Below are 956 nucleotides of genomic sequence, written 5' to 3'. Positions count from 1 at the left end.
GAGGTACTTGTCCCGGCACGCGCTGCGCTGAATCTTGCCGCTGGTGGTGGTCGGGATCCGCATCGGCTTGACCAGCACCACGGTCTGCGCGTCGATCCCGTGGTGGGTGCGGATCGCCGCCCGGATCGATTGGATCAGCTCGTCCAGATCGACCCCGACGGCCTCATGGTGGTGCACCTCCTGCACCACCGCCAAATGCTCGGGGGCGTTGCGCTTGCCCGGCAGCAGGAAAACCGCACCACGGCTGGGCATCAGCGCCGGATGGCAAGCCTGCACGGTCAGCTCGATGTCATTGGGGTAGTGGCTGTAGCCGCCAATGGTCATCAGGTCCTTGCACCGGCCGGTGACGAACAGCTCGCCGTCCCGGAAGAACCCCAGGTCGCCGGTGCGCAGGAACGGGCCCTCGCCGGTGTCGGCCAGCGTCGCACCGAAGGTGCGTTCGGTCTCCTCGGGCCGCCCCCAGTAGCCCTGGGCGATGCTGGGTCCGGATGCCCAGATCTCGCCCACTTCGTCAGCGCAGCAAGGCAGCCGGGTCTCCGGATCGACGATCAGCACCCGCATCCCGTCCAGCTCCGCGCCGCAGCCCACTATCGCCACGGCGTCGGCATCGTCGGCCGCGACGTCGATCACCTGATTGCGGCCCAGCGCGTTGCGGTCGACGTAGCGCACCCCGGCGACTTCCGGGCTCTGCATCGCGGTGACCAGCAGTGCGGATTCGGCCAGACCGAAGGCGGCCTGGATGCCGTTCAGCTGAAATCCGGCCGGGGCGAACGCCTCGGCGAAGTTCTGCAGAGTGGTCGCGCGGACCGGCTCGGTGCCGATCCAGGCGTGCGTCAGGTTGGACAGGTCCAGTGCCGCGCGCTGGGCCGGTGTGGTGGTCTTGACGCACAGGTCGTAGGCGAAGGTCGGCGCGCCGGTGATCGTGGCGCGGTGCCGCGACAGCATCTCCAGCCAGC

The 956-nt window shown here is 68.9% G+C and carries 1 protein-coding gene; it reads right to left on the bottom strand.

The window, feature by feature from the left end:
- Window positions 1-956: AMP-binding protein (locus tag A5648_RS15900; RefSeq protein ID WP_165607360.1), on the bottom strand; the 956-nt coding region annotated here is incomplete at both ends.

Origin of the sequence: Mycolicibacter sinensis (assembly GCF_001673565.1) — a bacterium.
Taxonomy (GTDB): Bacteria; Actinomycetota; Actinomycetes; order Mycobacteriales; family Mycobacteriaceae; genus Mycobacterium; species Mycobacterium sinense_C.
The sequence above is the reverse complement of the archived record's forward strand: the minus strand, read 5'-3'. Positions and strand labels throughout refer to the sequence as shown.